The organism is Nonomuraea rubra, assembly GCF_014207985.1.
In the GTDB taxonomy this organism is placed as follows: Bacteria; Actinomycetota; Actinomycetes; order Streptosporangiales; family Streptosporangiaceae; genus Nonomuraea; species Nonomuraea rubra.
The window spans coordinates 6,336,000-6,358,935 of record NZ_JACHMI010000001.1 but is presented as its reverse complement, the minus strand read 5'-3'; the positions used below and the strand labels follow the sequence as shown (position 1 = coordinate 6,358,935).

Below are 22,936 nucleotides of genomic sequence, written 5' to 3'. Positions count from 1 at the left end.
GGGCCGGTCAGTAGAGCCAGCGGTAGGCGCGGACGATGTCGGCGGGGTCGAGGCCGGTGGCGCGGCCGGCGTCGGAGGTGCGTACGGCGCGGAAGGCGCCGGTGATCTCCTCGCCGAGTGCGGTGCGGATGCGGGAGTTGTTCAGCAGGGCGTCGAGTTGTTGCTGGACGGTGGTGGGCAGGCGGTGGATGCCGTGGTCGGCGCGCTGCTGTTCGGTCCAGGTGGCGGGGTCTTCCTGGACTGGGCCGGGGGGTGTGAGGGCGTCTTCGATGCCGGACAGGCCGGCGGCGATGACGGCGGTGAGGGCGAGGTAGGGGTTGGCGGAGGCGTCGGAGGGTTTGAGTTCGAGGTTGGCGTGGTGGGGGCCGAGGAGCGGGGTGGCAGGGACGAGGCGGAGTGCGGCTTCGCGGTTCTCCACGCCCCAGCAGGTGTAGGCGCCGGACCAGTAGCCGGGTCGCAGGCGTTGCAGGGAGGAGAGGCTGGGGGCGGTGATGGCGGCGATGGCGGGCAGGTCGCGCAGGAGCCCGGCGAGGTAGGCGGCGCCTTGCGGGGTGATGCCGGCGGGGCCGTCGCCGCCGGACAGGAGGTTGTCGCCGTCGCGGGAGGGTGAGGTGTGCAGGTGCCAGCCGTTGCCGACGTGGCCGGGGGTGACGAGGGGGGCGAAGCTGGCGCGGAGTCCGTGGTTGCGGGCGGCGGCGTGGATGGTCTGGCGGGTGAGGAGCTGGTGGTCGGCGGCGGTGAGGGGGTCGGCGGGGGCGATGTTGAGTTCGTACTGGCCGGGGCCGTATTCGCCGTGGAGCTGGCCGATGGGGATGCCGTTGCGGTTGAGGTCGCGCAGGAGTTGTTCGGCGAAGGCGTCGACGGCGAGCATCTTGGCAGGGCCGTAGGAGGGGCCGTCGTAGATGGGGCGGGGGTCGTCGCCGGTGTCGTCGGCGGGGCTGAGGTGGAATTCGATCTCGTACCCGGCGCGGATCGTGATGCCGAGGTCGGCGGCGCGGGCGAGCTGGCGTTCGAGGGCGGTTCGCTGGTCGTAGGGCCAGGGGGAGCCGTCGGGGGCGATCTGGCGTCCGGGGGCCCAGGCGAAGGCGGGCTGTCCGGCGAGGTGGACGATGCGGTCGGTGACGGGGGTCAGGCGGATGTCGCCTGAGGGGGTGCCGAGCGGGGGGTGGTCGAAGGTGATGGTGTCGTGGGAGTCGAAGACGGCGAAGAGGGGGGTGATGCCGATGCCGCGTTCGGTGGCGGCGGTGAATTGTTCGACGGGTACGGTGCGCGAGCGCGGGATGCCGTTGTTGTCGGCCCAGGTGATGATGACGCCGGCGACGCCCGCGGCGGCGAGGTCGAGGTCGAGTGTCCGGGTGTCGGCTTGTGGCGCGTCTGTGGTGGTGTGGTCGAGCATCGGCATCCCCTCTTGGTGTGCGGCCCGGGTGGCACCTTATAGGTGCCGGGGCGGGTGGAGGGGGTGCCGCGCTCGCGGGTTTTGGCTGGTCGGGGGGTATGTCCGGGGATGTTGTGGTTGGGTTCAGCGGGGCGGGCCGGCGGTGATGGTGGCGCGGGCGTCGCGTACGCCGCCGCGCCACCAGCCCATGGCCTCGATCCACCAGGTCATGCCGGCTCGGGTGTAGGCGTCGATGAGGCCGTCGGCGGCGCGGCCTTCGAGGGCGATGTCGTAGCCGTCGAGGGTGCCGCGTTGTTCGGCGAGGTAGTCGACGACCTGGGCGAACTCTGACGGGGGGACGGGGCGGTCCTGGCCGTACTGGTGGAAGGTGGGCATGGCGCCGTCCCATCGGGCGGCGCGGCGGAAGCCGGCGCGGGTGGGCCAGCGTCCCGGGCACCAGATGGGGATGCGGGGTCGCTGGACGGGGGGTGGCAGGAGCCGCTGCCAGAGGTGGGTGAGGTCGTACAGGCCGTGGTCGAGTTTGGCGGCGCGGGTCTTGAGGTCGGGGTCTTCGCCGAAGTCGGTGTACTCGGTGTCCATGGAGCCGAGGCCGGCGCCGAAGACGAGGCGTCCTGCGGAGAGCCTGTCGAGGGTGGCGGTTTCCTTGGCGACGGTCTGGACGCGGCGCCGGGGGAGTGCCGTCATGAGGATGCCGAGGCGGATGCGGTGGGTGCGGGCGGCGATGGCCGACAGGGTGACGGTGGGGTTGGCGACGGGCCAGGCGGGGTCGTGGTAGAGGAGGTGGTCCCAGAGGTAGACGCCGTCCCAGCCGTGTTCTTCGGCTGCGACGGCGAGTTCGGTGAGAAGGGCAGGGTCTCCGAACTCGCCGACGTTGGGCAGGCCGATCGCGTAGCGCACCATGGGTCAAGGCTAGGCGGTGCTTGATCGGGTGGGGGTCAGCGGGGGATGAAGCCTCGGTAGACGACGCGCCGGCGCTGCAGGACGGGCCACTGGCGGTCCTTGATGCCGTTCAGTACGACAGCGATCACCGCGCCGGTGAGCAGGCCGCCCACGATGAGGCTCATGAGGAGCATGAATGCGATGGCCATCAGAAATTCCCTACGTCAGTAGTTGAATATTTGATGGATGAGAACAGCGGCGTGCCGCGCCGTATTCCAAGCGGTCAGGACGAGGGTGTCGCCGATGGCGAAGCATTCGACGAGGGTGCGGCCGAGGTGGTTCATCAGGGGTGGCCGGCCAGCTCGCGGCCGCACTCGGCGAGCGCCGCCGGGCCCGAGGTGATGTGCGCGGTGCCGGCGTGCACGTCCCTGAACAGCCGCTGGATCGGCCCCTCGCGCAGCGCCGTGGTGCCGCCCGAGGCGTAGACGAACCGGGCCACGTCGGCGACGGTGGAGGTGATGTGGTTGAGCGCGAGCCGCAGCAGGGTCTCCTGGCGCACGTCGAGCCGGGCGCCGGACTCCAGGACGCGTTCGGTGTCGTCCCAGGTCCGGTGCACCAGCGCGGCGGCCGCGCGGTAGCTCGCCTCGGCGCGGGCGAAGCCGGTGTGGAAGGCGTCGCTGCCGGCGAGCTGCCCCGGCCGTCCGGCCCGCGCCGCCACGTGCGTGATCAGCTCGTCGAGCAGGCGGCGGCCGACGCCGAGCGCCCAGCCGGAGTGGCAGAGCAGGGCCTGGTCGAGCAGGCCGAGCCGGTACATCGCGCCGCCGCGCCGCGGCTCGTCCAGGGCGAAGGGATGGGTGTACGACTCGGGCACGAACACGTCGTCGATGGCGTAGTCGATGCTGCCCGTGGCGCGCAGGCCCAGCACGTCCCAGTTGCCGAGCATGGTGATGTCCTCGACGGGGGTGACGAACATCCGCGGCTCGCCGGTGTCCTCGACGATGGCCAGGCTGTGGGTGTACTGGGCGTGCAGCATGCCGGAGCCGAAGCTCCACCGGCCGGTCAGCCGGAAGCCGCCGGGCACGCGCGCGGCGGTGCCCGGGCGGGTGCCCTGGCCGGCGAACAGCGGCATCCGGGGGCCCTTGAAGAGGTGCTCGACGGCCTCGTCGCCGAGGTAGGCGCCGGCCGCGCCGTTCTCGAGGGTGGTGATCATCGCGACCCAGCCGGTGGAGGCGTCGGCGTAGGAGAGCTGCTCGATGACGGCGAGTAACTCCATCGGCGACAGCTCGGCGCCGCCGAGCGGCTCGGGCACCCACATGCCGCAGACGCCCGCCTCGTGCAGGGCGTCCACGACCGCGGTGGTGAGCCTGCCCTGCGCCTCGGCCGGGCCGGCCTCGCGCTCGATCAGGGGACGCAGGTCGCGGGCCCGCTGGAGCAGGGCGGGGCCCGCGCGGTGGAGTTGCGGAGTGCCGGTCATGTCGACGGAGACCCCCTTCGCGATCTTCGGCGACTGTACTCCGGCGGATCGCGCGGGCGCCACCTCCGGGTGCCTCGTGCTCTCAGAGGACGCGGCGGACGCCGGGCAGCCGGCGGATCGGGCCCGCCAAGGCGAAGCAGGCCGGCAGCGTCACGGCGGCCACGAGCGCGAACTTCGCCGGCGTCGGCCACGCCACCGCGCCGAGGGCGAGACCGGCCGCCGTCACCACGAACGCGTGGATCACGTACACGGTGAACGCGTGGGCCGACAGGTAGCGGCCCAGCGGCCCCTGGCCGTCCAGCCTGCTACGGAAGAAGGCCAGCAGCGCGAGCACGGCGCCGACCGCGAACGAGGAGTCCCACAGCGCGAAGAACAGGGAGCTCAGCGTGCCGCGCCCCATCCACGCCTCCAGCCCGCCGGCCAGCGCGAGCGGCAGGAACACCACGCTGGCCCCGGCGGCCAGGCCGAAACCGGCCCACCCCGCGCGCGGGGTCACGGTGTGGAACCAGCCGCGCCGGTACGCCACCGCGCCCGCGGCGAAGAAGGCGGCGTACTGCGGCAGGTAGGAGCTGGTCGGGAAGTCGACGATCGGCACCCAGGTACCCGCCGGGAGCACGATCCGCAGCGCGTACGTCCCCAGGGCCAGCGCCGCCACGAAGGCGATCACCATGGGCAGGGCGGGCGGCCGGGCGGCCCGCTCGCGCGGCCGCGGCCGCCGGGCGGTGGCGAGGCGGAAGGCGGTGTAGCAGGCGTCGAAGACGAGCAGCGCGAGCACGAACCACAGCGGCCCCGAGCCGATCGCGTCGAGGTAGGGCTCCGGCGGCGAGCCGGCGTGCAGCAGCGGGCTGAGCACGAAGTAGAACACGATCAGCGGGATCCCCAGGCGGACCAGCCGGTCGCGCAGGAACGCGGCGGGCCCCTTGCGGTCGTAGGAGCCGGGCGTGAAGTAGCCGGACAGCAGGAAGAACGCGCCCATGAACCAGGCCTGGTTCACCACCAGGAAGATCGCCAGGACGGCCCCGGCCGCCGCGCTGGTCGGCGGCTCGGTGTAGTACCACAGCGGCAACCCCGAGTACATGACGGCGACGTGGTGCAGGACCACCAGCGAGGTCAGCGCGATCCGCAGGTTGTCGGCGAACCACAGCCGCGGCGGCGCCACGGTGCGGGGATCGGTTTTCATTGACGCACTCCGTTGTCGGTCGTCGGATGTGATGACGACGCTAGGAAGCGCGGGCAGGAGCCGGTATGCACCTGGACGTACACAGGGGTGGGGCTAGGTCCACCCCTTGCGTCAGGGGCGGGCCAGCGCCAGCGGCCTGACGGGCGCGCCCGTCGCGCCGACCAGCGGCAACGGGTTCACGATGAGCAGGACCTCGCGGTGGCCGGCGTCCAGCAGCGGCCACAGGCGCATGGTCTCCACGATGTTGATCCCCGCCTCCACCAGCAGGATCCGGTGCACCGGCAGCGTGGCGTGACCGCGCCCGGGCGGGATGTGCTCGAACGCGATGCTCTCGGCCCCCACCAGGCGCGGGCGCCGCTCGGCCAGCCAGCGCCCCGCCGCCGCTCCGGGGCCGGGCGCGCCACCGGACTGGCCGGTGAACAGCTCCGGCTCGCCCCAGTGCCGCGACCAGCCGGTGCCGATCAGCAGCGCCTCCCCTGGCTGCGGGGACAGCCCCTCGGCCGCCCTGTCCAGGTCGCCGGGGGTGATCTCGTAGCCGGGCGGCAGGGCGGCGACGCCGTGCACGGCGGCCACGTCCAGCAGCACGGCCCGGCCGACGTACGGCTCGAAGGCGTCGATCCCCAGCGCCGTGAACCCCTGATGACCCTGCACCGGCGCCGCCTCGCGCCCGCCGTGCAGCCTGCCGTCCTGCGAGACGTGGGCCAGCGCGTCGACGTGGGTGCCCACGTGGCCGCCGGTGACGATCACCTCGTTGGCCGCCGACCCGCCGTCGGCGCGCACCACGTCGCCGTGGCGCCGCTCCAGCACCATCCGGAACGGCACATGGTTCGGCGACTGCGGCATGCCGGTGCGCATCGGCTGGGCCAGGTCGAACACCTCGGCCCCGGCCAGCGCCTCCCACGGGGCTCGCACGAGAGGACATCCTTCGGGGTGTTCCGCTACGAGGAAAGCTGTTCCACACTGTACGGCACAGGAACGCCACCGGGGGGCACCCGCATGCCGACGACCGAGCATCCCCGCCGTCACCGCGCCGGCCGGACCGTCGCGACCGTCGAGCGCGCCGCCGACGTGCTCGTGCTGTTCGCCGATCCGGGGGCGCGCACCCTCGGCGTCACCGAGATCGCCGGGCGGCTGGCGCTGTCGAAGGCGGCCGTCCACCGGATCCTGGCCTCGCTCCGGCTGCGCGGCCTGGTCCACCTGGACGAGCAGAGCAGGCGGTACTCCCTCGGCCTGACCGCCATGCGGCTCGGCCTGGCCTACCTCGACCGGCTGGACCTGCGCCGCCTCGCCGCGCCCGGGCTGGCCGCCCTGTCCGCGGCGCTGTCGGAGACGGCCACGCTGTCGATCCGCACCGGGTACACGCGCCTCTACGTCGACCAGGTCACCCCCGGCCGCGAGGTGATGATGTCGGTGACGCTCGGCGTGCCGTACCCGTTGCACGCCGGCGCGTCCTCGCGGGCGTTCCTGGCGTTCCTGGCCGAGGAGGAGATCGACGACTACTTCGCCACGCAGCCGCTGACCCGGCTGACCGCCCGCACGCCCGTCGAGGAGGGCGTGCTGCGCGCGGACCTGGCGGCCGTACGGCGCCGCGGCTACGCCCGCTCCCGGGCCGAGCGGCAGCCGGGCGCCGCCTCCGTCGCCGCGCCCGTGCTCGACCACCACGGGCGGCCGGCCGGGGTGATCAGCGTGTGCGGGCCGCTGGAACGCCTGCGCGGTCAGGAACGGCGGTGCGCGCGGGCGCTGCTGGAGACCACCCGAGAACTGTCGGCCCGGATGGGAGCACCATGATGCGATACGACCTGCTCGTCAAGGGCGGGACCCTGGTCCTGCCGTACCACGGCGAGGTCCGCGCCGACCTGGCCGTACGGGGCGGCCGGATCGTCGCGATCGGTGAGGACCTCGACGGCGGCGCCGAGGTGATCGACGCCGCCGGGAAGATCGTGTTACCGGGGGCCGTGGACGCCCACTTCCACCTGGGGATCTACCGGGACCTGGGGGTGGACGCCTTCGAGGAGACGCGGTCCTGCCTGGTCGGCGGGGCGACGACCGTCCTGTCCTACTTCCGTACGGGACAGCACTACCTCGACAGGACCGGACCTTACGAGACGATCTTCCCCGAGGTGCTGGAGGCGGTCGCCGGGCGGGCGTGGACCGGCTACGGCTTCCACCTGGCCCCGATGACCTCCGCCCAGATCGACGAGATTCCCGACCTGGTCGCCGGGCACGGCGTCACCTCGTTCAAGTACTACATGTTCTACAAGGGCTTCGACCTGGCGGCCAACAGCCGCGACGCCCGGGCGTTCACCATGAGCGACGAGTACGACCTCGGGCACCTGTACCTGATCATGGAGAAGCTGGCCGCGACGCAGGCCGCCCACCCCGGCCGGCGGCTGTCGCTGAGCCTGCACTGCGAGCAGTCGGAGCTGATGCGCGTCTTCATCGACCGCGTGCGCGCCGGCGGCGCCCCCCAGAACCTGCGCGCCTACGCCCAGGCCCGCCCGCCCCTGACCGAGCAGCTCGCCATCGCCGAGGCGGCCGTGCTCGCCGGGCACACCGGCGTCGAGATCAACCTGCTGCACCTGTCGAGCGCCGAGGCCCTGGAGGCGGCCGCCCGTACCCCTGCCAGGCGCGAGACCACCCTGCACCACCTGTGCCTCGACCACGACGACCTGGACGCGCGTGGCGGCCTCGGCGGCAAGGTCAACCCGCCGATCCGCACCCGCGAGCACAACGAGGCGCTGTGGGCCGGTGTGGCCGACGGGCGGATCGACTGGGTGGCCTCCGACCACGCCTGCTGCCTGGAGGAGCACAAGGGCGACGACCTGTGGCCCGCGCGGCCCGGGTTCGGGGGGACGGCGCTGCTGTATCCCGTGCTGTTCTCCGAGGGGCATGTGCGGCGGGGGCTGCCGCTGACCAGGATCGCCGAGGTCGCCGCGGCCAACCCCGCACGCGCCTTCAACCTGTGGGGGCGCAAGGGCGCGCTGGCCGTCGGGTTCGACGCCGACCTCACCGTCCTGGATCCGGCGCTGACCAGGACCGTCACGGCGGATCTGCTGCTGTCGGGGCAGGATCACTGCCCGTTCGAAGGTGTCCGGGTGACGGGGTGGCCGGTGACCACGGTCGTCGGCGGGCGGGTCGCCTTTCACGAGGGCAAGACCGTCGGCGAGCCGTCGGGGTCCTATCTGCACCGCTGAAGAGGTCCGCATGGGTTGCCCGGTTCGTCCACTTAAGTGGTGTGCGGGGGGCTAAAGTCGATCTTTCATCGGTGGATGGATGATCGGGGGCTTGATGGGGACGCACACGCGGTTCGATGCGCCGGAACCTCCATCACGCGCATCGGCCGCCGCAGCCCCCGGCCACCCGGCTGCCGAGCGGGTTGCCGAAGTGCCCGAGCAGGTGGCGGCGGTTCCCGAATGGCAGCCGGGCGCGGCGGTTCCCGAGCACGTGGCGACCGTGATCGGCCGGCTGTTCGCGGGACGTGAGGCGGAGCTTCGACGGCTGGACGAGGCGCTGTCGCCGGAGGGCACGGCGTCCGGGGAGCGCATGGCGCGAGCGATCGCGATCGTGGGCGCGGGTGGCGTCGGCAAGACCCGGCTCGCCCTGCACTGGGCACACCGCAACGCCCGCCTGTTCCCGGACGGGCAGCTCCACGTCGACCTGCGCGGATCCGACCCGGTGACCCCGACCGTCCCGCCCGAGGAAGCGGTGCGCGGCTTCCTGCTGGCGCTCGGCACCGACCCCCGGGCCATCCCCGCCGGACCTGAGGCCCAGACCAGGCTGTACCGGCGCCTGATGGCAGGCCGGCGCATGCTCGTCCTGATCGACGACGCCCCCTCCACCGCCCACGCGGAGGCCCTGCTCCCCGGCACCACCTCCAGCGCCGTCCTGGTGACCACCCGCCGGCACCCGCCCGCTCCGCTGCCTGTGCCCGGCGCGGGAGACGTACGGGCGCTGCACCCAGACCGGCCTGACGTGCGGGTGCCGCACCCGGGCGGGCCCGGCGCGCGGGTGCCGCACCCAGACCGGCCTGACATGAGGGTGCTGGCGCTGGAGGGGCTGAGCGAGCAGGAGGCGTCGCGGCTGCTCGTCCGCAGCGCAGGCACCACCCAGCCGCACGCCGTGCGCGACCTGCTCCGCCACTGCGCCGGCCTGCCGCTCGCCCTCGGCATCGTGGCGGCCCGCGTCGCGGCCCGCCCGCACCTCCCCCTGGACACCCTCACGGCCGAACTGCGCAACGCCATCACCCATCCCACGGCCTCGGACACAGGCGAGATCACCGGCGGTCTGCGCGCCGTCCTGCACGCCGCACACCTGAGCCTCGCCGAGGACGCCAAGCGGCTGTTCCTGGCCCTGGGCCCGGCGCCGGTGCCCGACATCGGGGTGCCGGCCGCGGCGTCGCTCGCCGCCCTGCCGACCGCGCGCACCCGCACGCTGATGCGCCTGCTGGAGGCCGCCCACCTGGTCATCCAGCACCGGCCGGGCCGCTACCGCATGCACGACCTGATCCGCCTGTACGCGCTCGAACAGGCCGAGCCGGCCTCCTCGGCCGCCGCCCTGAGACGACTGGCCGACCACTACCTCCACACCGCCGCCCGCGGCGAACGCACCCTGGCCCCGCAGTCCGAGCCCATCACCATGAACCCGCCCGCGCAGGGCGTCGACCTCACCCCGCTGACGACGGGACAGGACGCGCTGGAGTGGTTCGACGCCGAACGCGACTGCCTGCTGACCCTCCTGCGCTGGACCGCCGACCAGGACTGGAACGAGAACACCTGGCGCATCGCCTGGTCCATGGACGCGATGCTCCAGCGCACGGGACACGTCCACGACCGCGTCCGCGTCTGGGAGACCGCCGTGTTCGCCGCGGAACGGCTCGGCGCGGCCGCCGTCCAGTGCCTGGCCTACCGCCGCCTCGGGCACGCGCACCTCCAGGCGGGCGACCACCCGGCCGCCCTGCCCGCGCTCCGCCGCGCGCTGGCCCTGGCCAGGCACCTGCGCCACCCGCGCGGCACCCGCCCGGCCGAGCCCCGATCCGTCCAGCGTCACCTCATCGGATGAGCGCGGCCTGGCCAGGACATTCGTACGGTCCGCGCCAGAACCCCCTCCACCGTGCCGCCCGAGCCCAGCCTCCGCACCGCCCCGGCCAGCTCGTTCACCTGCCCCTCCGGCAGCGCCCGGCCCGCGTTGGAGCGGAACTTCGTCTCCAGCTCCGCCACCGAGAGCGGATGCTCGGGCCCGCCCCGCGAGGAGTCCACCCGGTGCTCCACCGTCGAGCCGTCACGCAGCCGCACCCGCACCACCGCCGCGAACGCCCTGGGAAAGATCTCCGAAGCCCGCTCGTCGGCCACGCACCGCACCCGCCCCGCCAGCTCCAGCCGTGCCGGGTCCAGCGCGGCGAAGTCCTCCAGCGCCAGCCCGAGCCCGCCCCCGCCCAGCAGCGCCGCGGCGACCGTGTAGGGTCCGGAGAACTTCGCATGGTACGGCGAGCGCGGCCGCGCCTTCTCCTCCCACGGCTCGGCGATCGTACGCAGCACCGGGCCGGGCACCCCCACCTCGACCTCCGCGATCCGCGACGGGTCCAGCCCGCCGCGCCGCAGCGCCAGCGCGCAGTCGATGACCGGGTGGGTGAAATGGTTGGTCGGGTACGGCTTGTAGACCGTACGCAGCAGCTCCCACCGCTCGCCCAGCCCCGACAGCAGCGCATCGGCGTCGTACCGCCCGCCGAGCCACGCCTGGAAGAACCCGAACCGTCCCTCCAGCACCGTCGGCGGCCCGGTCACCCCCTCCGCGGCCAGCACCGCGGCCGACACCCCGGCGTGCGCCGCCCACCCGCAGTGCACCCGCTTGACGGTCCCGCCCGTACGGTTCGCCTCGATCAGACCGGCGCCCATCGACGCCGCCACGCCCATCGCGTGCGCCACCCCCTCGGCCGTGAGCCCGAACAGCAGCCCCGCCGCCACGGCCGCGCCCAGCGTGCCGCAGATGGAGGTGGCGTGCTGGCCCTGCTCGAAGAAGAGCGAGTTACGCTCCTGCGGCAGGTACGACGCCATCCCGAGCCGCCCGCACACCTCGATCCCCGCCGCAACCGCCCCCACCAGCCCCGCACCGGGCACCCCCGCCACCGGCTCCCCGCCATACGGACCCACGTCGTGCGCCGCCACCGGTTGCCCGCGATGCGCATCCGCGTCCCCGGCTCCCGCCCGCGTCGCACGGAACGCGTCCTGCGCCATCCCCTCCCCGCCGAACGCGCCCGAATCCCGCACCGCCACCCCGCTCACGCACTGGGCGGCCGCGAGTGCCGCGGGCACGACGGACGCGCTCGGGTGCAGGACGGAGGGAAGGTGCGTGTCGTCGAAGTCGAGTGCGTGGGCGAGGGTGCCGTTGACCAGTGCCGCCGACGGCGCGGGCAGCCGATCGCCGCTCCCGATCACGGTCGACTCGCCGCTGCCGCCCCATCGCCGTACGGCACGCAGCACCGCGGGCGCGGCATCCCCGTCCGGGTCGGCGCAGGCGGCCAGGCAGTTGCCGAGCACGTCCAGCACCCGCCCCGGCACGTCGTCGCGCACCTCGACCGGCAACTCCCCGTCCCTGCACGCCACCGCGAACTCGGCCAGGCGCCTCACGTACGTCATCCGCTCTCCTCACATGCCGTCGCCGTCCCATCGTCCGCGGGAACGGCCGCGTACGGGAAGGACCAAGGCGATCAGGCACAGGGGCGCCTCGCTCGCGCTCGTACGGCTGCTCCGGCCCGGCCGGAGGCGAGTGTCCGGAGCGCGGCGACGTCCCCTGGCCAGCGGTGCGGCGGCCCGCTCGTTCCCCTCCGGAGTCAAGGAGTGAGATGAGCCCAGGCCCGGGCGGCGCCCGCCTGGATGAGCGGCGTTCATCCATCGCCGCCCGCCTCCGCCGATGACGCTGAAGCCGGACCCTCGTAGTGGGGGAAGACGCATCACGATCCCGGCCCTGGCCCCGGTGGCGGGGCTGATCGGCGTGGCGCTGGTGGCCGTTCCCGCGCAGGCTGACGCGGGCTGCATCCCGCCCGGCAGCACCGTCTGCACGGACCGGACGGGGTCGGGCGCCGGAGTGGTCATCCACGCGACCAACAACGGCCCCGCCGTGTGGACGGTACGGGCGTCCTCCACGGCGGGCGGCGCCGAGACGGAGATCTTCCGGCGGGTCACGGCCGACATCGACACCTACCCGACGATCGTCCATCCGGACGGCGGGTTCCGCTTCTACCGGATGTGTGCCACCAATCCCCGTACCGACGAGTTCCGCATGGTCGTGATCTTCAACATGACCGGCAAGGATCCGGCAGGGCAGGCAGGGGTCGGGCCGCACACGGCGGTGCTCACCCCGCAGTGAGCGGCGGGAACTTCTGCGGCGGCGGGGTCATCTCGGGCGCCCGGCGGTTCGTGGCGAGCTCCGACGTGCCCGTCCGGTTCAAGATCTCCGGAGTCGACCAGGACGACCAGACCGCCAGCCCTGCCACCGGACCGGCCATCCGACCGGCCATCCGACCGGCCATCCGACCAGTCGCCTGACCCGGGGACCGGCCGGCCCCCACACACGACGCGTGAGCACGGCGGTGACGTGCTCATGGTTGAGCAACGGCGTGACGGCCCCCTCGCAACGCACCCGCAGGGACGCCGCCCGCTCCAGCAGCGCCAGCGGGTTGCCCGCCGCGAGGTCGCGCAGCCGGCGCCGGGTCACCCCGTCGACGTCCCCCGCGAGGGTGTGGTCGACCAGCCGGTCCACGTCGGACGCGGGCAGCGTCGCCAGATCCAGCCACGGCGCCTGCCCGTCCTTCCACAACACCGCGATCGTGTCGGGAACGGGCTCACCCGCGCGGCAGGTCGCCACCACGAACGCCGGCTGCTGGGCCGCCAGGTGGCCGATCAGCGCCGCCGACCCCGTGCCGAGCAGGTGCGCGTCGTCGACGCCGATGACCACGCGCTGGTCGCGGCCGTACTCGCGGATCCGCGCGGCCGCCGCCAGCACGGGCAGCCCGTGCCCCTCGGGAACGTTCCCGGCGGGAAGCAGCCCCGCCACCGCGCCGAACGGGATCGCGGCCAGCGAGCCCGTCGCCGCCACCCACTCGGTGTGGCAGCCGAGGCCCCGCGCCCTCGCCGGCATCTCCCTGGCCAGCCGCCTCTTGCCGATGCCCGCCTCGCCGGAGATCACCACCCCCCGCACGGTGCCCCGCCGCAGGCATGCCAGGAAGGTGCCCAGCTCCTCGTCCCGCCCCACGAACGGCCGGCTCCGCATGAGCCCTCCTCGACGCGCCGGTGTGGGGGATTCGTCACGCGGCGGCCGGCGGATGACGGCTCGCCGCCCCGAGTCACCCACCGGTTCGTCGCGGCCAGGCCGCTCCCGCTCAGTGGCCCTGGACGTCGAAGCAGACCTGGGAGAAGTCGAGCCTGGCCAGGTCCCCGGCGCGGATGCCCCAGATGACGTGGGCGCCGTCGCCCCAGAGCATCCGGGCGTCGGTGTCCTCGTCCAGTTGCAGCAGCGTGACCCACTGGCGGGCCTCGGCGTAGAAGGACTGCTGGCCGTACCAGCCGGCGCCCGCCTGGTGGGCGGCCGTGGCCTCGAACGGGCTCTGCAGGACGAACGCGTGCCCGCCCACCTGGTGGATCTTGCGGCGGTCGGCCTCGTACTCGGACAGCGCGGTGCCGAACGTTTCGCCTTCCCACTCCACGTCCCACAGCCGCTCGTACACGGCCGCGCCGCCTCCCAGCGCCTCCGCCAGGGCCGGGTGGGCGCCGCCCGGCCAGGTCACATCCGTCTTCCCCGCCAGGGGGATCTCCGGATGGCGCTCTCCTTCCGAGCGGGCCACGGTGGGGGTTCCGGCGGGGAGGTGGATCACCTGGTTGCGGTCGCCCTCCTCCTGTACGAAGAAGAGCAGGGTGCCGTCGTGGGGGAGCGCGATGTCCACCTCGAAGGAGGACAGGGCCCGGCAGTCGAGGGTGGCGATGTGGCGTAGCGGGCGCGTGCCCGAGGAGGGCCACGGGAAGTCCTCGGGCAGCAGGGCCGCGCCGCCGAGGCGGCCCACCACCGGCTCGCCCTCCTCCGCCGCGTGCAGGTGGATGCCCGGACGCAACAGGCCGATCACGAGCTCCGCGACCGGTGCGGGCAGCCGTTCGCGGGCGAACTCGGCCGGGTCGGCCAGCAGATCACTCCACTGCATCGCTCCTCCTGTCCGCCGCCGACCGTAGGACGTGGCGGCGGGCGCGTCAACGTTCGCGGAAGGATACGGGAAAGCGGGATGCCGGCGCGGCCACACGCGCAATAGCGTGAGCCGCGGACGGCGCCTCGGCCACCGTCCGCGACGCGGTCCTCGGCCCCTGCCGCAGGACCTCCGGCGGCTGCCGGCACGCGGGGTGGTGGTGTCGGAAGTGCCGGTACGGGTGGCGGAACTCACGGGGGAGCCGGGGGACGTGGTCTTCCTGCACCCCCACCTGCTGCACGCCCCGGCGGCCAACCGTTCGCGTGCTCCCCGGTTCATGGTCACGGGCGGGCTGTTCGGCTGAGTGGGCTACAGCCACCTCAGGGCCGCGTCCGCGCAGTCCTCGGGGGTGCTGTTGAAGGCGATGGCCGCGCCGGGCGCGTGCTGCCGCACCAGGTTGACCACGTTCTCGAAGAGCCGCAGCAGCGGCTCGTGGGTGCGGATGCCGCCCCCGATCACCACGCAGCCGTACTGCGCGCCGGTCAGCGCCGCCGCGATCGCCGCTTCCGGGTCCTCGCCGGCCGTCACCAGGCACCAGTCGGCCTCGACGCCGAGGTCGTCGAACCGGGCCCTGCCGCGCGCGATCGCCGCCTGGACCGGCGCGGGGTCCCAGCCGTCGATCCTGGCGGGATCGAGCCCGATCACCAGCACTCGTGCCATCGTCATCCCTCCCGCGGCCCCCGAGTCTAGCCGACGAAAGTTAGTTCGTCCTGCGAATTTTGCTATTCTTGGGTGGTGAACGAGAATGTCGAGGGCCCGCTCGGGATCGTGCCGGCGCTGGTGCGGTCCACGTTCCTGGTGAATGCCGTGTACGAGGCCTCCGCCCGCGAGTACGGCCTCACCCAGCAGCAGGGCCAGTTGTTGTGCGTCCTGATGCCGCGCCCGTACGGCATGGGCGAGCTCGGCGCGATGCTGGGCCTGGCCAAGTCGAGCCTGACCGGCCTGGTCGACCGCACCGAGCGCAACGGCCTGGTGCAGCGCAAGCCCGATCCTCAGGACTCCCGCGCGGTACGGGTGGCGCTCACCGGGCGGGGAGCCAAGCTGGCGCGGGAGTTCTACGACGAGACCTGCCGCCGGGTCGAGGAGCTGACCTCCGGACTTCCCGAGGAGGAGCGCGACACGCTGGCCGCCCTGCTCGGCCGGATCGTGGCGGACAACAAGGTGCCCACCGTGTTCATGGAGCCGGATCGGTCGCACTGACCGCTTGCAGTTCGTGCCACGAACTAATATGGTTCGTGGCACGAACTGAGTGTTTTATGGAGGCATTTGATGTCCGCACATGGCGTCGTCTTCGGTTTCGGCACGCATCCCGGCATCGACGACATACCTGAGCTGTTGCGCATGACCCAGCAGGCCGACCGGGACGGGCTGGACCTGTTCACCCTGTCCGACCACCCCTACATCGGCGCGCGCCTGGACGCCTACGCCGCGCTCGGCTTCGTCCTCGGGCGCACCCGGCACATCGCCGGCTTCGCCAACGTGACCAACCTGCCGACGCGGCCCCCCGCCCTGCTGGCCAGGACGGTGACGTCGTTGTCGGCGCTGTCGGAGGGCCGGATCGTGCTCGGCATGGGCGCGGGCGGGCTGTGGGACCGCATCGCCGACATGGGCGTGCCACGGCTGTCGCCGGGGGACGCCGTGGACGCGTTCGAGGAGGCGATCGTCCTGGTCAAGCTGCTGTCCGGTGGTGGCGCGCCGGTCACGTTCGAGGGCGCGCACTACCAGGTGCACCGGATCGAGCCCGCTCCCGTGGCCGCGCCGCCCGTGTGGACCGGGTCGGTCGGCCCGAAGTCCCTGGCCGCCACCGGCCGGGTGGCCGACGGGTGGATCCCCGGGCACGCGGCCGACTGGCTCAGCGAGCGCTACCGGTCCTCTCGGCCGATCATCGACGAGGCGGCCGTGGCCGCCGGCCGCGATCCGGGGGAGATCCGCACGGTCTACAACCTCCCGGGGCGCATCACCGATCGGCCGCTGGCCGCCACCCGCGACGAGGCGGGCCGCTGGCTCGGCGGCTCTCCCGGGCAGTGGGTGGAGGAGCTGACCGGGGCCGTGCTGGAGCACGGCGCGTCGGGCTTCACGCTCTTCGCCGCCGGCCACGGCGCCGTCGACGCCATCACCCTGGCCCGCTGGGCCCAGGAGATCGCCCCGGCCGTACGGGAGGCGGTGGCCAAGGAGGGGCCCGCCAGGTGATGGCGGGAGGCGGTGACGCTCGCCGCCGCGACCGGAAATAGCGGCCCGTCAGGGGATGGCGATGGCGGGAGCCACGCGGGCGGAGCCGATGCCGCGGTCCGGCTTGCCGAGCCGGAACCGCACCTTGCCCTTGAGCACGGTGCCCGACTCGGCCAGGCCGCCGGTGAGGCCTTCGCCGGGGAAGAGGGTGAAGGTCCACCTCGCGTTGGCCTCGCAGTCGGGCAGGTCGCGACCGCCCTGCAGCACGCGCGCCCCCCAGAGGCGGCGGATCATCAGGGCCCTGGTGTCGGCCCCGGCCACCGTGAACGCCGCCGCCGGCGCGCTCACCACCTGGTGGTGGCTGCCCAGCGACGGGCCGTAGGCGCCGGTGACGGTGGCGACCATGGTCCACGGCCTGCCGCCCTCCACCCCGAGGACCCCTGGGGGCAGCCGGTCGTCGAACACGTCGCCGGCGGGCTCGCCCAGCTGCCCGGCCCTGACCGATGGCGGCATCGGGCGGCGGGTGTCCAGCCTGCCGGCGTCCGGCACCAGCAGGATCCCGTACGTGATCTCATCGGCGAACCGCGCCGAGGCGAAGTGGCCGCGCAGGGCGAGCACCGCCCGCTCGGCGGCCACCCACGACTCGCCGGGGAAGGCCGCCGCCAGGTAGCCGGCCGTCACCGCGGGCAGCCGGGCCCGCGCCACCGCCTCGGCGACCGGCCCGCAGCGCGCCCATCCGGACGCGGCCAGCCCGGCGATCTGCTCATCCTTGAACGAGGTCATCCGATGCCCAGCGACTCCTCCAGGTAGGCCATCGCCCCCACCGGCTCCTCGGCGAACAGGACCAGGTCGGTGAGGGGACGAGGCAGGAAACCCTCGTCCTCCATCCGCCGGAACTGCTCCTTGAGCCCGTCGTAGAAACCCGCCGTGTTCAGCAGCACGACGGGCTTGTCCGTCCGCCCGTGCTTCTTCAGCTCCAGGATCTCGGTGGCCTCGTCCAGCGTGCCCGTGCCGCCCACCATGATGACCACCGCGTCGGCCTTCTCCAGCAGCAGCCGCTTGCGCTCGGCGAGGTCGGAGGCGATCACCATGTCGTCCACGCCCTTGCGCGCCTTGCCGGCCAGGAAGTCCACCGAGACGCCCATCAGCCGGCCGCCCGCCGCGTGCACCCCGTCGGCCATCACCTTCATCAGGCCCACGTCCGAGCCTCCCCACACCAGCGTGTGCCCGCCCTTGCCGATCAGCTCGGCGAACTCGCGGGCGGGCCGGGTGTAGGTCTCGGGCAGGTCGGCGGCAGACAGGAAGACGCAGATGTTCATGGAAACCACCGTAAAGGGTGTCAGAGGTGCCGACCCCACCAGTCCAGTACGGCCTCGAAGCGGGCCGCCCGATGGCTGGGCAGCCCCGAGCGGGACAGCTCGTGTCCCTCCCCGGGGAACAGCAGCAGCTCCGTCTCCACCCCGCGCAGCCGGAGCTTGACGAACAACCGCTGCGCCTGCTCCACCGGGCACCGCCAGTCGTGCTCCGAGTGGATGATCAGGAACGGTATCTCGATCTTGTCGGCGTGCGTGAGCGGGCTCTGCTCCACCCAGCGCGCCGGGTCCTCGCCGTACAGGTCGCGGGTGAACGACCAGCCGATGTCGCTGCTGCCGTGGAAGCTGTCGATGGCGTTGAGCGCGCGCTCGCTGATCGCCGCCTTGAACCGCTCGCCGTGGTGCGCGGCCAGCCACGTGGTCATGAAGCCGCCGTGCGAGCCGCCGAGCACGCCGGTACGGGAGGCGTCCAGGCCGCCGGTGGCCAGGGCGGCGTCCAGCAGCGCCAGCAGGTCGATCGCCGACAGGCGGCCGACGTCGCCGATGATGTGCCGGCCGTGCGCCTGGCCGTAGCCGGACGAGCCGCGCGGGTTGCCCATGACGACCGCGTACCCGGCCGAGGCGTAGACCTGCGCCTCGTCGAAGACGTGCCAGCCGTACTGCGTGAAGGGGCCGCCGTGGATCATGAGGAGCACCGGGTGCGGGCCCTCGCCGGCAGGGCGGACGATCCAGCCGTGCACGGGATAGCCGTCGGGCGCCGTGCCGTTGAGCTCCTCGATGGGCAGCACGTCGAGGTCGCGGCCGAAGGAGGTGAGGGTGGTCTCGCCGCCGTCGCGCAGGGCGACCAGCTCGCCAGGGGTACGGGCGTCGGCGACGGCCGCGACGGTGACGCCGGCGGCGTGGGCGACGGCGTTGACCTCGCGCGGGCCGCCGATCACGACGTCCGGCTCCGTGCCCGCGTACGGCACCCGCAGCAGGTCCCTGGCCCCCCGGTTCTCCACGGTGACCAGCACGCCGCCGGCGGTGGGCACGTACGGGTCCTCGCAGACGTGGAAGCGCTCCTCGTCGGTGAGGCGGCGGGCCGGGCCCCCGGCGAGCGGCACCAGCCAGAGCCCGGAGTTCCTGCACACCAGGTGGCGGCGCTCGGGACCGGTGGCGGCGCCGACGAAGCACAGGGCGTCGCCGTCCGGGGTGAAGCGCGGCGCGGACACCGCCAGGTCGGTGGCGGTCACCCGGCGCAGGCCCGAGCCGTCGGGGGCGCACACCCACAGGTCGTTGGCGAGCGAGGTGTCACGCTCGTCGTGGCGGGCCGCCACGAACGCCAGCAGCGAGCCGTCCGGGCTCCAGGCCACCTCGCCGTGGTCGAAGTCGCCCTCGGTGACCTGGTCGGGCGAGGGTTCCTCGGCGAAGGGATCGACGACGAAGACGTGCGCGCGCCGGTCGAGGACGAAGCCCAGGTTGTCCCAGCGGTAGTGGAAGCCGGTGATGCGGCGCGGGCGTTCCTTGTCCGGCTCGCCGTCGCCGTACCGGCCCTCCTCGGGCACGCGCGCGACGAACGCCAGCCGCCGCGAGTCGGGGCTCCACACCGGCTCGCTGACTCCGAGCGGCTGGTCGGTCACCTTGCGCGGCTCGCCTCCGCCGGTGGGCATCACGTAGAGCTGCGGCTTCACGCCGTCGCCGCCGCGGACGAAGGCCAGCCAGGCGCCGTCGGGGGAGTACGCCGGCGCGGCGTCGCGCGGACCCCGGGTCAGCCGGCGCGGCTCGGCCGAGCCGTCGGTCGCGACCAGCCAGAGGCCGCCGCGGTACTCGTCGGCCTCGAGGTCGGGCCGGGTGACCGCGACCACCGCATGCTTCCCGTCGGGCGAGATCGTCGGCGCGCCGAGAGCATGCAAAAGGGAGATGTCCGCAGGTTTCATGCGCTCGACCCTAACCGCAGCACTGCGACGGCCAAAGCGGCGCGGAGATCACATCTTCCTGTATATCCCGCCTTTGGTTACAATTCGTGATGCTGCACACCTTCTCCGTTAAATCGCCGTAAGCTCCCAGCACGCGTTCCATGATCCGTGACGGCGGAGCAGCGAGCAGAGAGGTAGTTCAGCACGTGACCCAAGGCCCGTGGCCCCAGCAACCCCCCGTGACACCGGCGCCGGCGACCGCCGAGCCGCTGCTGACCAGGGACTACGACGCGAACCCAGCACAGGTGCACGAACGGCTGCGCAAGGTGTACGGCCCCGTCGCGCCGGTCGACCTCCTCGGGGTGCCGGTCTGGTTCGTCATGGGGTACGAGGAGGTGCTCCGCGTCCTGCAGAACTCCGGAGGCGCGTGGAGCAAGCGCGTGGACAGGTGGAAGGCGCACGCGGAAGGCCGGATCCCGGCCGACTGGCCGCTGCTGCCCGTCTTCCAGGTCAACAACTCGACGTTCCAGGACGGCGCCGCCCACAACGAGCTGCGCCGCGCCTGGACCAGCGCGCTGGCCCCGTACCAGGACCACGGCCATCCCCAGGGGCAGCGGCTGGAGAAGGCCGTCGTGCGCCACGCCGACGACCTCATCGGCGTGCTCGCGGAGGGCGGCGCCACGGGATGGGCCGACCTGGCCGCCCAGTACGCCCGGCCGCTCCCGCTCATGGTCGCCGACCGCATGCTCGGCTTCACCGCCGCCCGCGGCGAGGACGTGGTCATGGACCTCTGGCGGATGATCGACGCCGGCCCGGAGGCGGCCGCGGCGTTCGAGCGGCTGTACGCCGCCATGACCGAGCTGGGCGCCGCCAAGCGCGCGGCCCCCGGCGACGACCTGCCGTCCTACCTGATCGCCGCCAAGCCGGACATCACGCTGGACGAGCTGGCCCGAGAGCTGCTGATGCTGCCCGGCCTGCTGGACTTCGCCGCCAGCCTCGTCTGCAACGTGGTCGTCGAGGTCGCCGCCAACCCGGACGTGCGCGAGAGCCTGTCGGCGGGCGCCATCGATGAGACGGTGAACAGGGTCGCCCTGCTCAACCCGCCGATGGCCAACCTCACCTTCCGCTACGCGCTCACCGAGGTGAAGCTGGGCAACTACACCATCGCCCCCGGCGACCCGGTGATGCTCTCCGTCGCCGCCGCCCACCAGGACCCGCGCTTCGCCGGGGCGATCGACTGGCACGCCATCCGCACCACCCGCGCCCACCTGGCCTGGGGAGCGGGGCCGCACAACTGCCTCGGCCAGCTCCTGGCGACCCGGATCACCGCCATCGCCGTGCACCGGCTGTTCAAGCGGATGTCCAAGGTGAAGCTCGCGCTCCCGGCCGATCAGCTGCCGTGGCGGCCTTCGCCGTTCATGCGGGCGCTGCGGTCGCTGCCCATCCAGTACGAGCTCGCCCCGGAACCCCTGAGGAGCGCCCCCGCCGAAGGCGAGACGCCTGGCCCGGAGGAGGCGCCGGTGGACGAGCCCGTGGTGGAGAGGCCCGCCCGGTCACCGTTGTGGGCCTTCCTGCGCGGGCTGCGCCGCCCGCGATGAGCCCTGGCGGCCCGCTGGCGGTCATGCGCAGCGGTCAGGCGGCGGCGCGTTCGTCGGCGGGCCGGCGGCGCAGGCGCGCACTCCGCAGGGCCGGCGGCACGTAGGCCTGGTCGAGCGCGCCGACGTCGGTGCCGGGCGGCACGATCTCGTCGATCCGGTCGAGCAGGTCGTCGTCCAGCGTGACGTCGAGCCCCGCGAGCAGGTCGTCGAGGTGGCTCATCGTCCGCGGCCCGATGATCGCGCTGGTCACGCCGGGGTGCGCGATCGCGAACGCCATCGCCAGGTGCGTCATCGGCAGGCCCGCCTCCTCGGCGAGCGGGACGAGCCGCTCGACGGCGCCGAGCCTGCGCTCGTCGGTGAGGTGCCTGGCCAGGCTCGCGCGGCGCAGGTCGTTCGCCTGGCCCAGGCGGACGCGGCCGGTGAGCAGCCCCTGCCCGAGCGGGCCCCACACCAGCGTGCCCATCCCGTAGCGCTGCGCCACCGGCAGCACCTCGCGCTCGATGCCGCGGTCGAGCAGCGAGTAGGGCGGCTGCTCGGTGTGGAAGCGCTCCAGGCCGCGCCGCTCGGCGACCCACTGGGCCTCGATGAGGTCGCCGGCGGGCGTCGTGGACGTGCCGATCGCGCGTACCTTGCCGCTGCGGATCAGGTCGGTCAGCGCGGAGAGGGTCTCCTCGATGCCGGTGTCGGGGTCCGGCCGGTGGATCTGGTAGAGGTCGATGTGGTCGGTCCGCAGGCGGCGCAGGGAGTTCTCGACCGCGGTCATGATCCAGCGGCGGGAGGCGCCCTGCTGGTTGGGGTCGCCGCCCATCGGACGGCTCACCTTGGTCGCCAGGACGACGTTGCCGCGGCGCCCCTGGAGCGCCTTGCCCACGATCTCCTCGGAGTCGCCGTAGGCGTCGGCGGTGTCGATGAGGTTGATCCCCGCGTCGAGGGCCTTGTGGATGACGCGGATCGAGTCGCCGGGGTCGGGGTTGCCGATGGCGGTGGCGAACATCAGGGCGCCGAGCCCGTAGGGGCTGACCTTGATGCCGGTCCTGCCGAGCGTGCGGTACTTCACGGGTTCTCCTCGCATGGGGCATGACGGGGTCCGGGTCGCCGCTAGACTAAAAGCGGAACACCGTTCAGCCCGAGAATACGGAACACCGTTCCGCAATGCAAAGGGACCGTCCATGCCTGATCGCCCATCCGGAGAGCCGCCCGCCCGCCGCGTACGCCCCGACGTGCAGCGCAACCTCGACGCGCTGCTGACCGCGGCCGCCGAGATCTTCGCGGCCGAGGGCGTGGACGCCCCCGTCCGGCGGATCACCGCCAAGGCGGGCGTGGGGGCCGGCACGCTCTACCGCCACTTCCCGCAACGTTCCGACCTCATCACCGCCGTCCTCTGCCACGACGTCGACGACTGCGTGCGGGCCGCCGCCGACTTCGCCGCCCGGTACGAGCCGGTCGAGGCCCTGGCCCGGTGGCTGCGGCACTTCGCCGGGTTCGTCGCGGCCAAGCGCGGCCTCAAGACGGCCCTGCACTCGGGCGACCCCGCCTACGAGGGCCTGCCCGAGTACTTCAGGCAGCGCTTCGTGCCCGTCCTGGCCGGGCTGCTCGACGCCGCCGCCGCGACCGGCGGCATCCGTACCGGCGTCGAGCCGTACGACCTGCTGCGCGCCATGAAGGACCTCGTCGCGCCCGGCGACGACGGCTACACCGAACGCATGATCACCCTGCTCGTGGACGGCCTGCGCTACCGGCCGCCCGCCTAGCCGGCCTCGCGCGCCGTCCGTACCATGACCAGCCAGCCCTGATCCCGCGAGGAGG

At 73.4% G+C, this 22,936-nt stretch carries 23 protein-coding genes; 9 read left to right on the top strand and 14 right to left on the bottom strand.

Annotated elements, in window-relative coordinates; translation table 11 throughout:
- Positions 1–7: 7 nt before the first annotated feature.
- From HD593_RS28980 to HD593_RS28955, 6 genes are all read right to left on the bottom strand, one after another.
- A complete protein-coding gene (locus tag HD593_RS28980; protein WP_185105186.1) occupies positions 8–1,396 on the bottom strand; it encodes a type I glutamate--ammonia ligase in 1,389 nt (462 codons plus the stop codon).
- A 123-nt stretch (positions 1,397–1,519) separates the two neighbouring features.
- Positions 1,520–2,296 (bottom strand): LLM class flavin-dependent oxidoreductase, encoded by a 777-nt coding sequence (locus HD593_RS28975; protein WP_185105185.1) that lies wholly within the window; start codon positions 2,294–2,296, stop codon positions 1,520–1,522.
- 35 nt (positions 2,297–2,331) lie between these two features.
- Positions 2,332–2,484: a hypothetical protein gene (locus HD593_RS28970; protein WP_185105184.1), complete on the bottom strand. Its 153-nt coding sequence runs from the start codon at positions 2,482–2,484 to the stop codon at positions 2,332–2,334.
- Positions 2,485–2,618: 134 nt separating this feature from the next.
- The gene (locus tag HD593_RS28965) at positions 2,619–3,749 is read right to left on the bottom strand and encodes an acyl-CoA dehydrogenase family protein (protein ID WP_185105183.1); all 1,131 of its coding nucleotides are present in this window, start codon (positions 3,747–3,749) and stop codon (positions 2,619–2,621) included.
- A gap of 82 nt (positions 3,750–3,831) precedes the next feature.
- Positions 3,832–4,929 carry an acyltransferase family protein gene (locus HD593_RS28960; protein ID WP_185105182.1) on the bottom strand — a complete coding sequence of 366 codons (1,098 nt, stop codon included), beginning with the start codon at positions 4,927–4,929 and terminating at the stop codon, positions 3,832–3,834.
- A gap of 111 nt (positions 4,930–5,040) precedes the next feature.
- A complete protein-coding gene (locus HD593_RS28955; protein ID WP_312903780.1) occupies positions 5,041–5,841 on the bottom strand; it encodes a cyclase family protein in 801 nt (266 codons plus the stop codon).
- An 84-nt stretch (positions 5,842–5,925) separates the two neighbouring features.
- On the opposite strand from HD593_RS28955, the gene HD593_RS28950 reads away from it, so the two are divergent.
- The 3 genes from HD593_RS28950 (at position 5,926) to HD593_RS28940 (ending at position 9,987) form a co-directional block, all read left to right on the top strand.
- Positions 5,926–6,717 carry an IclR family transcriptional regulator gene (locus HD593_RS28950; RefSeq protein WP_185105181.1) on the top strand — a complete coding sequence of 264 codons (792 nt, stop codon included), beginning with the start codon at positions 5,926–5,928 and terminating at the stop codon, positions 6,715–6,717.
- On the top strand, positions 6,714–8,123 hold the full coding sequence (locus tag HD593_RS28945; protein WP_185105180.1) for a dihydroorotase: 1,410 nt from the start codon (positions 6,714–6,716) through the stop codon (positions 8,121–8,123). Before HD593_RS28950 ends, HD593_RS28945 begins: the two co-directional genes overlap by 4 nt.
- A 190-nt stretch (positions 8,124–8,313) precedes the next feature.
- Positions 8,314–9,987 carry an NB-ARC domain-containing protein gene (locus tag HD593_RS28940; protein ID WP_185105179.1) on the top strand — a complete coding sequence of 558 codons (1,674 nt, stop codon included), beginning with the start codon at positions 8,314–8,316 and terminating at the stop codon, positions 9,985–9,987.
- Here the strand turns inward: HD593_RS28940 and HD593_RS28935 are convergent.
- Positions 9,972–11,561, bottom strand: coding sequence for an MmgE/PrpD family protein (locus tag HD593_RS28935; protein WP_185105178.1), 1,590 nt, complete (start codon positions 11,559–11,561; stop codon positions 9,972–9,974). The genes HD593_RS28940 and HD593_RS28935 overlap by 16 nt on opposite strands.
- Before the next feature lie 274 nt (positions 11,562–11,835).
- On the opposite strand from HD593_RS28935, the gene HD593_RS28930 reads away from it, so the two are divergent.
- Positions 11,836–12,291, top strand: a complete 456-nt coding sequence (locus HD593_RS28930) for a hypothetical protein (protein WP_185105177.1) — start codon at positions 11,836–11,838, stop codon at positions 12,289–12,291.
- Positions 12,292–12,369: 78 nt separating this feature from the next.
- Here HD593_RS28930 and HD593_RS28925 read toward each other — a convergent pair whose 3' ends face one another.
- Both HD593_RS28925 and HD593_RS28920 read right to left on the bottom strand, forming a co-directional pair.
- The gene (locus HD593_RS28925) at positions 12,370–13,194 is read right to left on the bottom strand and encodes an ATP-binding protein (RefSeq protein ID WP_185105176.1); all 825 of its coding nucleotides are present in this window, start codon (positions 13,192–13,194) and stop codon (positions 12,370–12,372) included.
- 109 nt (positions 13,195–13,303) lie between these two features.
- Positions 13,304–14,116, bottom strand: coding sequence for a DUF1963 domain-containing protein (locus HD593_RS28920; protein ID WP_185105175.1), 813 nt, complete (start codon positions 14,114–14,116; stop codon positions 13,304–13,306).
- 199 nt (positions 14,117–14,315) lie between these two features.
- Here HD593_RS28920 and HD593_RS63610 point away from each other — a divergent pair, with 199 nt between their 5' ends.
- Positions 14,316–14,459 (top strand): phytanoyl-CoA dioxygenase family protein, encoded by a 144-nt coding sequence (locus tag HD593_RS63610; RefSeq protein WP_185105174.1) that lies wholly within the window; start codon positions 14,316–14,318, stop codon positions 14,457–14,459.
- Positions 14,460–14,464: 5 nt separating this feature from the next.
- Here HD593_RS63610 and HD593_RS28910 read toward each other — a convergent pair whose 3' ends face one another.
- Positions 14,465–14,821, bottom strand: coding sequence for a hypothetical protein (locus HD593_RS28910; RefSeq protein ID WP_185105173.1), 357 nt, complete (start codon positions 14,819–14,821; stop codon positions 14,465–14,467).
- Between the two features lie 69 nt (positions 14,822–14,890).
- Between HD593_RS28910 and HD593_RS28905 the strand changes: the two genes are divergently transcribed.
- Together HD593_RS28905 and HD593_RS28900 are read left to right on the top strand one after the other, a co-directional pair.
- Positions 14,891–15,355, top strand: a complete 465-nt coding sequence (locus HD593_RS28905) for a MarR family winged helix-turn-helix transcriptional regulator (RefSeq protein WP_185105172.1) — start codon at positions 14,891–14,893, stop codon at positions 15,353–15,355.
- A gap of 69 nt (positions 15,356–15,424) precedes the next feature.
- Complete coding sequence (locus HD593_RS28900; RefSeq protein WP_185105171.1) at positions 15,425–16,345, top strand: LLM class flavin-dependent oxidoreductase; 921 nt, start codon at positions 15,425–15,427, stop codon at positions 16,343–16,345.
- A gap of 48 nt (positions 16,346–16,393) precedes the next feature.
- On the opposite strand, the gene HD593_RS28895 is transcribed toward HD593_RS28900, so the two are convergent.
- Genes HD593_RS28895 through HD593_RS28885 form a run of 3 tightly spaced genes read right to left on the bottom strand, consistent with a single transcriptional unit; the run spans position 16,394 to position 19,553 of the window.
- On the bottom strand, positions 16,394–17,107 hold the full coding sequence (locus HD593_RS28895; RefSeq protein WP_185105170.1) for a hypothetical protein: 714 nt from the start codon (positions 17,105–17,107) through the stop codon (positions 16,394–16,396).
- A complete protein-coding gene (locus HD593_RS28890; protein WP_185105169.1) occupies positions 17,104–17,643 on the bottom strand; it encodes an LOG family protein in 540 nt (179 codons plus the stop codon). The genes HD593_RS28895 and HD593_RS28890 overlap by 4 nt, the downstream gene beginning before the upstream one ends.
- Before the next feature lie 20 nt (positions 17,644–17,663).
- On the bottom strand, positions 17,664–19,553 hold the full coding sequence (locus tag HD593_RS28885) for a S9 family peptidase (protein WP_185105168.1): 1,890 nt from the start codon (positions 19,551–19,553) through the stop codon (positions 17,664–17,666).
- 218 nt (positions 19,554–19,771) lie between these two features.
- Here HD593_RS28885 and HD593_RS64530 point away from each other — a divergent pair, with 218 nt between their 5' ends.
- Positions 19,772–21,130 (top strand): cytochrome P450, encoded by a 1,359-nt coding sequence (locus HD593_RS64530; RefSeq protein WP_221525029.1) that lies wholly within the window; start codon positions 19,772–19,774, stop codon positions 21,128–21,130.
- A 34-nt stretch (positions 21,131–21,164) separates the two neighbouring features.
- Here the strand turns inward: HD593_RS64530 and HD593_RS28875 are convergent, their stop codons facing one another.
- Positions 21,165–22,187 carry an aldo/keto reductase gene (locus tag HD593_RS28875; RefSeq protein ID WP_185105166.1) on the bottom strand — a complete coding sequence of 341 codons (1,023 nt, stop codon included), beginning with the start codon at positions 22,185–22,187 and terminating at the stop codon, positions 21,165–21,167.
- A 112-nt stretch (positions 22,188–22,299) separates the two neighbouring features.
- Here HD593_RS28875 and HD593_RS28870 point away from each other — a divergent pair, with 112 nt between their 5' ends.
- Positions 22,300–22,881 carry a TetR/AcrR family transcriptional regulator gene (locus HD593_RS28870; RefSeq protein ID WP_185105165.1) on the top strand — a complete coding sequence of 194 codons (582 nt, stop codon included), beginning with the start codon at positions 22,300–22,302 and terminating at the stop codon, positions 22,879–22,881.
- The last annotated feature ends 55 nt before the right edge of the window (positions 22,882–22,936 follow it).